We start from the raw sequence: 7,467 nt of genomic DNA, 5'->3' as shown, positions 1-7,467 counted from the left end.
GCCGTCGACGCTGCCGTCGACGGTGGTATGGGCGGCCTGGGCCGCCGCCGACTGCGTCGCCTCGGCGTCCTTCGCCGCCTTGGCGCGCTCGTCCGCGGCGGCCCGGATGGACCGCCAGGCGGACTCGGCGGCCTGCTGCTCCGCCTCCTTCTTGCTGCGGCCGGTGCCGGTGCCGTACGAGACGCCTCCGACGCGGGCGGCAGCAGTGAAGGTCTTCTCGTGGTCGGGGCCGGTCTCCGTGACCAGGTACTCGGGCACGCCGAGCCCCTCGGTCGCGGTGAGCTCCTGGAGACTGGTCTTCCAGTCCAGGCCGGCTCCGAGGTTCGAGGACTTCTCGATCAGGGGGTCGAACAGGCGGTGCACCAGCTCCGCCGCGGAGTCCAGTCCCTGGTCGAGGTAGACCGCACCGATCACCGCTTCGAGGGTGTCGGCGAGGATGGATGCCTTGTCCCGGCCGCCCGTGCCCTCTTCACCGCGGCCGAGCCGGATGAAGGAGCCAAGGTCGAGCCCACGGCCCACCTCCGCGAGCGCACGCGAGTTCACCACCGCGGCCCGGAGCTTGGCCAGCTGGCCCTCGGGCAGATCGGGGTGGGTTCGGTACAGCGTGTCCGTGACGACGAGGCCGAGCACGGAGTCCCCGAGGAACTCCAGTCGCTCGTTCGTCGGCAGACCGCCGTTCTCGTACGCGTACGAACGGTGGGTCAGCGCTCGCACCAGAAGGGCGGACTCGAGCTTGTAGCCGAGCCGCCCTTCCAGAAGCGTGTGGGACGAGGCCTGGTTGTCCGCTGAGTTCTTCTTCGGCGTGGACACAGTGCCTCTCACCAGCCGCTCAGACCTCGAGGACCTGGCGCTTGTTGTAGGTGCCGCACGACGGGCACGCGATGTGCTGCTGCTTGGGCTCGTGGCAGCGCTCGCACGCAACCAGGGTGGGGACCGCAGCCTTCCACTGCGACCGGCGGTGGCGCGTGTTGCTGCGCGACATCTTCCGCTTCGGAACAGCCACGGCTACTTCTCCTGCTTCTCGTCGACGCCCGGTTCGGCGCCGCTCATCTCGTCCTTCTCGCCGTCCTTCATGGTGTCGGCGAGTCCCTGCAAAGCCGCCCAACGGATGTCGACGGCGTCGTGGTGGTGGTCCGGGTCGTCCGCCAGCCGCGCGCCGCACTCGGCGCACAGACCAGGGCAGTCGTCCTGGCACACCGGCTGCATCGGCAGTGCGAGCACCACCGCATCACGCAGCACGGGCTCGAGGTCGAACAGGCCGTCCTCGAGGAAGAGCCTGTCCTCGTCTTCCTCGGCGTCGTCGCCCGGTTCCGCGATCGCGCGGCCCCGGTCGTCGGCGTCAGGGTACGAGAACATCTCCTGGAAGTCCGCTTCGACGTCCATCCGAAGCGGCTCCAGACACCTTACGCACTCCCCCTCGGCCTCGGCACGGGCGGTGCCTGTGACGAGCACCCCTTCCATGACCGACTCCAGGCGGAGTTCGAGCTCCACCGGGGCGCCTTCCGGCACTCCGATGACTCCCTTGATACCGAAGTCCTTGGGAGCGTCGACCGAGCGGGTCAGGCGCTGCAGCGCACCGGGCCGCCGGCCCAGCTCGTGCGTGTCGAACACGAGGGGGTTGCGGTGGTCGAGGCGGGCGTTCAGGGCCATTCCAACTTTCGATCTTGCGAGCTCAGGGGGTTGCCGCCCTTCGGCGTTCCGGGCAGCGTTGATCGCGGACGTACGCGCGACCGAAGAGCCAGGATACTGGACCATTCGCTGTCGGCCCAATCCGGTGCTCAGCCGTTGCCGCGGCCCTGCTCGTAGGCCCGCAACTGTTCGGCGCTGATCATGCCGGTGTCGAAGAGACTGGTCTCGTCCAGGGCGTACCCCTGGTGTCCCTGTTGCCCCTGCTGTGCCTGGTTCGGGTCGTACGCGGCCTGCTGGGCGTCGTAGCCCTGGTAGGCGTAAGGATCCGCCTGCTGGTAGCCGTACGGGTCCTGCTGGGCCGCGTAGGCCTGCTGCGGGAAGCTCCCGTAAGGGTCGGGCTGCTGCTGGACGGGGACGCCCCCCGCCGGGTCGTAACCGGCGGCGGGGGCGTACGCCGGCTGCGGCGGCCCGTAGTCCTGCTGCCGGGCGGGCTGTCCGGCCGGGGGCCGCTGCTCCGCGAGGGCGGCCAGGTCGGCCAGGTAGTCGGCGTCGCTGGAGTGCTGGACGGTGCCGGCGTCGTCGGCCAGGGAGCCGAGGTCGTCGGTGGCGATCCGGCCGTGCAGCTTCTGCCGGCCGCGGCCGACGGCCTCCAGAGTCTTGGCGAGGACCGCCTCGAACGCGCCGAGCTTGACGTCGACGTACTCGTCGGCGCTGCGGCGCTGCGTCTCGGGGTCATGGCTGCGCTCGGGGGCGTCCTCGTCCTCGTAGCCCTGCTCGTCGGTGCCGGGGCCGGTGCCGAGGAGCTTCTCGCGGCCACGGCCGACGGAGCCGAGGGTCTTGGTGAGGACGACCTCGAAGTTGGCGAGCTTGGAGTCGACGTAGTCGTCGGCCTCGGCACGGATCTCCTCGGCCTCCTGGCGGGCCTCGGCGAGGATCCGGTCGGCCTCGGCCTGGGAGCGGCGGGCGACCTCGGTGTCGGAGATCAGCGAGCCGCGTTCGGCGTGCGCCTGGCCGATGATCCGCTCGGCCTCCTGACGGGCCTGCTCGACCATCTGCTCGCGGTCGCCGATCAACTCCTGCGCCTGGGCGAGGGAGCCGGGCAGCGCCGCGCGCACCTCCTCCAGCAGGGAGAGCAGTTCGGCGCGGTTGACCACGCACGAGGCCGACATGGGCATGGACCGGGCGCCGGAGACCGCGGAGACGATCTCGTCGAGCTTCTTCTGCACGTCCACCGTGTGCTCGCCACTCTCTACAGATGCGTTGGAGACGGACGGGACGACTGTAGTGCCATCAGTCCTTGCGCAGCCGCTCGTCGAGGGCCTGGAGGACCTCCGCCGGCACCAGGTGGGACACGTCGCCGCCCCATGTCGCGACTTCCTTGACCAGGGAGGACGACAGGAAGCTGTAGGTGGGGTTGGTGGGGATGAAGAGGGTCTCGACGCCCGAGAGGCCGTTGTTCATCTGGGCCATCTGGAGCTCGTAGTCGAAGTCGCTGACGGCGCGCAGGCCCTTGACGATGGCCGGGATGTCGCGCTGCTTGCAGAAGTCGACGAGCAGGCCGTGGAAGGCCTCGACGCGGACGTTGCCGTACTCGGCGGTGACCCGGCGGATCAGGTCGATCCGCTCCTCGATCTCGAACAGGCCCTTCTTGGCCTGGTTGATCATCACCGCGACGTAGACCTCGTCGTACAGCCTGGAGGCGCGGGAGATGATGTCGAGGTGTCCGTTGGTGATCGGGTCGAACGACCCGGGACAGACGGCGCGGCGCACTTGTGATCCCTCGCTCTCCGGTCCGGTCATCGTGCGTCTTCGCACGTTGAGGCGGCGCGACCGTACCAAAACGTTCCCTCGCCGTAGCGACGGGCCCGGAGGGGTTCGAAACCCTCGGGCCACCGGAATTCACCGCCTCTGGTGCTGCGCTCCACGGTGACGAGGGCTTCTTCGGCGAGCCAGCCTTCCGAGCGGAGTGTGAGCAGGATCTCGCGAAGATCGTCGTCCGTGACGGCGTACGGGGGGTCCAGGAAGACCAGGTGGTACGGCTCGCCCGAGGGCGGCGTCCGGATGATCTGCTCCGCTTTTCCTGATCTGACCTCGGCGCCCGGGAGGCCGAGGGACTTCACGTTCTCGCGGACGGTGCGGGTCGCTCGCGCGTCGGCCTCTACGAGGAGGGTGTGGCCTGCGCCGCGGGAGAGGGCTTCCAGGCCTACGGCTCCTGAGCCCGCGTAGAGGTCGAGGACTCGTTCGCCGTCCAGGGGGCCACCGAGGAGAGACTGCCAGGTGGAGAAGAGGCCTTCGCGTGCGCGGTCGGAGGTGGGGCGGGTGCCGGTGCCGGGGGGTACGGCGAGTCGACGTCCGCCGGCTGCGCCGGCGATCACGCGGGTCATGTGCGGTCCTTGGTCGTGGGCGGCTTCAGGTATCAGTGTGGCTGGTCGCGCAGTTCCCCGCGCCCCTGAGTTGGCATCACTCAGCCCTTTTCCAAGTACTGCTCCCTCTCCTCGTCCAAGAGGGCGTCCAGAGCCGTCCGTAGTGCGGGAAGGTGGGTCAGCTCCGGGTCCTCGGCCACGACAGCCGCCGCCTCCTCCCGGGCCTCCGCGATGATCTCCTCGTCCTCGATGACCGCGAGCATCCGAAGACTGGTGCGGGCGCCCGACTGGGCCTGGCCGAGGACGTCGCCCTCGCGGCGCTGTTCCAGGTCGATGCGGGAGAGCTCGAAGCCGTCGAGGGTGGAGGCGACGGCGCCCAGGCGCTGGCGGGCCGCGCTCGCCTCGGGCATCTCGGTGACCAGGAGGCAGAGGCCGGGGGCCGAGCCACGGCCGACGCGACCCCGGAGCTGGTGCAGCTGGGAAACGCCGAAGCGGTCGGCGTCCATGATCACCATGGCGGTGGCGTTGGGCACGTTGACACCGACCTCGATGACCGTCGTGGCGACCAGCACGCCGGTCTCGCCTGCGGCGAAGCGGCGCATGACGGCGTCCTTGTCGTCGGGGTGCATCCTGCCGTGCAGGACCTCCACCGTGAGGCCGCTCAGCGGCCCCTTGGACAGCTGCTCCGCCACGTCGAGGACCGCGAGCGGCGGGCGCTTCTCCGCCTCGTCCTCCGGGGACTTCTTCTTGCCGGCCTTCTTCGGGTCGTCCTCCTCGTCCCCGATGCGGGGGCAGACCACGTACGCCTGGTGGCCGTTGCCCACTTCCTCGCGGACCCGTTCCCACGCGCGGGCCAGGAAGTGGGGCTTGTCGGCGGCCGGGACCACATGGCTGGCGATCGGCGAACGGCCGGCGGGGAGCTGGTCGAGGACGGAGGTCTCCAGGTCGCCGAAGACCGTCATGGCGACCGTGCGCGGAATGGGCGTGGCGGTCATGACGAGCAGGTGCGGGGGCTGTTTGCCCTTGCCGCGCAGGGCGTCGCGCTGCTCGACGCCGAACCGGTGCTGTTCGTCGACCACCACCAGGCCCAGGTCGTGGAACTGCACCTTGTCCTCGATCAGCGCGTGCGTGCCGATGACGATGCCGGCCTCGCCGGTGGTGAGGTCGAGCAGGGCCTGACGACGGGCGGCCGCACCCATGGATCCGGTGAGCAGCACCACCTTGGTGGCCTGCTCGGCCCCGCCCAGCATGCCGCCCTCGGCCAGTTCGCCCATCATCTCCACGATCGACCTGTGGTGCTGCTGCGCGAGCACTTCGGTGGGCGCGAGCATGGCGGCCTGCCCGCCCGCGTCGACCACGGCGAGCATGGCGCGCAGGGCCACCATGGTGTTGTGGGTGACCGTGAAGTTGTCGGTGATGTAGGCATGGCTCGGGTGGGCGACGCTGATGCACTGGACAGGTTTCCGGCCCACGTACTCCACCGCCCGGATGCCGCGCCGGAATGTGTTGTACTTCAGCCGCGGGCGCACGCGTTCGGCCTTGCGGGTGAGCCGGAACGGGGCGTACTCGTCCGGCAAGGACACCGCGACGTTGTAGGCGGCCTTCGTCGGGAGTACCCGCGCCCGTCCGCCCAGAGAGCGCACGAGCCAGGCAACGTCCTCCGCGAGTCGGCGCGAAGCCGAGCAAAGGGAGAGGCTCATGCCATCGGCTTGGATGGTGCCGTCCGTGTCCAGAAGCCCTTGCAGCAGGGCGAGACGATCCTTGATCGGCCTGTTCTTGAAGTCGTCCGGGACGAACTTGCCGTGCGATGTCGTTCCCCAGAGGCCCAACTCACGCAAGGCCTGGATCACAGGGTTGCGCACGCCTCCGGCACGCCGCACAAGCTGGATCGTGTAGTCACAGCGCGATCCCTTCACCGCTACCAACCGGCATTCGGGCGCCACTGCCGTCGCTACCGCGTCACGGATCTCGTCGTCGATGGTGGAGAGACGAAGGTTGTGCCGGAACGAGCCGTCTCCCAGCAGCAGGCCGAACAGGTACGGGTCGAGGGGCAGCCCGGAGTCACCGCCGAGATCGACCGGCTGCGCCGCTGGGATATACCACTTCGAGGACCCGTTGGCCTTGAACGTGTCGAGACGGATCTCTCGGGTCGTCATGACCTTGGGTGCCTGACCGCGGTGCCACCCGCAACTCGTACCGACGATCCAAAGGTGCTCGTCGTCACACTCAACGGAACTCCCGTCGGACAGTACCAGGCGCCACACATCGCGCTCTCCCTGGGGGAAGACGCCGTCGATCAGTGCGATGCCCCCGTCCGGCACCACCACCTCGTCGCCCACCCGCAGGTCCCCCATGCGGTGGAAGCCAGTCGGTGTGAGGACCAGCGAGTCGAGCGGTTGGGCCTTCCCCGACCCCACCTCGCCCTGCAACAACCGGTGCATCGGATGGTCGGTCGCCAGGTCGTCGAAGATCTCTCGGGAGACCTTCTGCTGGCCGTCGGTGAGGGTGAACGGCAGGCGGGCGTCGAAGGCGGAGAGGAGGCCGTCGGGGGCGGGCCTGCGGGGGACCGCCGGGAGTTGGGTCTCGGCGTGACGGCGGCGGGCGAGGGCGACCTGGAGGACGAAGGCCTCGTCCCACTTGAGGCGGGCGCGGGCGTCCTCGATGTCCGCCTTGGTGTGCGGGCGGTGGATCTTCAGGAGGGCCTCGGGGAGCGGGACCAGGCCCCGGCCCTGGCGCAGGGAGTCCGGCAGCGGGTCGACGGCGTCCTGGGCGGTGGGCAGGACCGTCTGGAGCGCCTTGCCGATCTTCCAGGACTCCAGTTTGGCGGTGGCCGGGTAGATCGGGATCAGCGCCCCCGCCCATGTCTCGACGGACTCTTCCGCATCACCGCGCAGCAACTCGTAAGCCGGATGAGCGAGTTGGAGGCGGCGGTTGAAGACGGAGACCTTGCCCGCGAACATCGCGCGCGTGCCCGGCAGGAGCTCCTTGTGGGGCTTGTGAACGCCGTTGCCGAAGAAGACCAGTTGGAGCCGGCCGCTGCCGTCCGTGATGGTGACTTCGAGGCGCTGGCCCTTGCCCCGGGGCGCCTTGGCGGAGGCGAAGCTGTGCAGGCGGGCGTCGGCGACCTGGGCCACCACCGTGACGTGCTCGTCCATGGGGAGGTCGGCGAGGTGGGTGAGCTGGCCGCGCTCCTCGTACCGGCGCGGGTAGTGGTGGAGGAGGTCGCCGACGGTGAGCAGGCCGAGGTGCTCGGCCATCACCTTCGCGGTGGCGGGGCCGAGCACCGACTTCAGTGGTTGTTGCAGCGGTTCTTCCAGTGCGGGCACGAGATCCATTGCACACCACGCCACTGACAATGCCGTAGAGGCCCGGGCCCGGGTTGCCGTAAAGATCCCGGAAACCCCTGGTCAGAAGGCTGGTTCGGGTTCTAGGATGACGCGCTCCCGGCCCTCCTCGCGGTCACCGCCTCACCGGG

Annotated in this window: 7 protein-coding genes; all 7 read right to left on the bottom strand. The window is 69.5% G+C overall.

Annotated elements, in window-relative coordinates; translation table 11 throughout:
- On the bottom strand, window positions 1-810 hold an 810-nt coding region (gene rnc, locus ABZ016_RS22045; protein ID WP_345665251.1), incomplete at its 3' end, for a ribonuclease III.
- 19 nt (window positions 811-829) lie between these two features.
- The gene (gene rpmF, locus ABZ016_RS22040; RefSeq protein ID WP_003951102.1) at window positions 830-1,003 is read right to left on the bottom strand and encodes a 50S ribosomal protein L32; all 174 of its coding nucleotides are present in this window, start codon (window positions 1,001-1,003) and stop codon (window positions 830-832) included.
- A 2-nt stretch (window positions 1,004-1,005) separates the two neighbouring features.
- Window positions 1,006-1,650, bottom strand: coding sequence for a YceD family protein (locus ABZ016_RS22035; RefSeq protein ID WP_356918331.1), 645 nt, complete (start codon window positions 1,648-1,650; stop codon window positions 1,006-1,008).
- Window positions 1,651-1,778: 128 nt separating this feature from the next.
- On the bottom strand, window positions 1,779-2,861 hold the full coding sequence (locus tag ABZ016_RS22030) for an ATP synthase F0 subunit B (RefSeq protein WP_356918330.1): 1,083 nt from the start codon (window positions 2,859-2,861) through the stop codon (window positions 1,779-1,781).
- Window positions 2,862-2,919: 58 nt separating this feature from the next.
- Window positions 2,920-3,399, bottom strand: coding sequence for a pantetheine-phosphate adenylyltransferase (coaD, locus tag ABZ016_RS22025; RefSeq protein WP_345665250.1), 480 nt, complete (start codon window positions 3,397-3,399; stop codon window positions 2,920-2,922).
- Window positions 3,400-3,425: 26 nt separating this feature from the next.
- Window positions 3,426-4,013: a 16S rRNA (guanine(966)-N(2))-methyltransferase RsmD gene (gene rsmD, locus ABZ016_RS22020; protein WP_356918329.1), complete on the bottom strand. Its 588-nt coding sequence runs from the start codon at window positions 4,011-4,013 to the stop codon at window positions 3,426-3,428.
- An 80-nt stretch (window positions 4,014-4,093) separates the two neighbouring features.
- A complete protein-coding gene (locus ABZ016_RS22015) occupies window positions 4,094-7,327 on the bottom strand; it encodes a helicase-related protein (RefSeq protein ID WP_356918328.1) in 3,234 nt (1,077 codons plus the stop codon).
- Between the last annotated feature and the right edge of the window lie 140 nt (window positions 7,328-7,467).

Origin of the sequence: Streptomyces sp. NPDC006372 (assembly GCF_040612515.1) — a bacterium.
GTDB lineage: Bacteria > Actinomycetota > Actinomycetes > Streptomycetales > Streptomycetaceae > Streptomyces.
The sequence above is the reverse complement of the archived record's forward strand: the minus strand, read 5'-3'. Positions and strand labels throughout refer to the sequence as shown.

What these genes read in the sequence shown, in the direction of transcription:
- ABZ016_RS22035 (WP_356918331.1), bottom strand. Translation starts at nt 1,650, where the DNA reads ATGGCCCTGAACGCCCGCCTCGACCACCGCAACCCCCTCGTGTTCGAC.
- rsmD (WP_356918329.1), bottom strand. Translation starts at nt 4,013, where the DNA reads ATGACCCGCGTGATCGCCGGCGCAGCCGGCGGACGTCGACTCGCCGTA.
- ABZ016_RS22015 (WP_356918328.1), bottom strand. Translation starts at nt 7,327, where the DNA reads ATGGATCTCGTGCCCGCACTGGAAGAACCGCTGCAACAACCACTGAAG.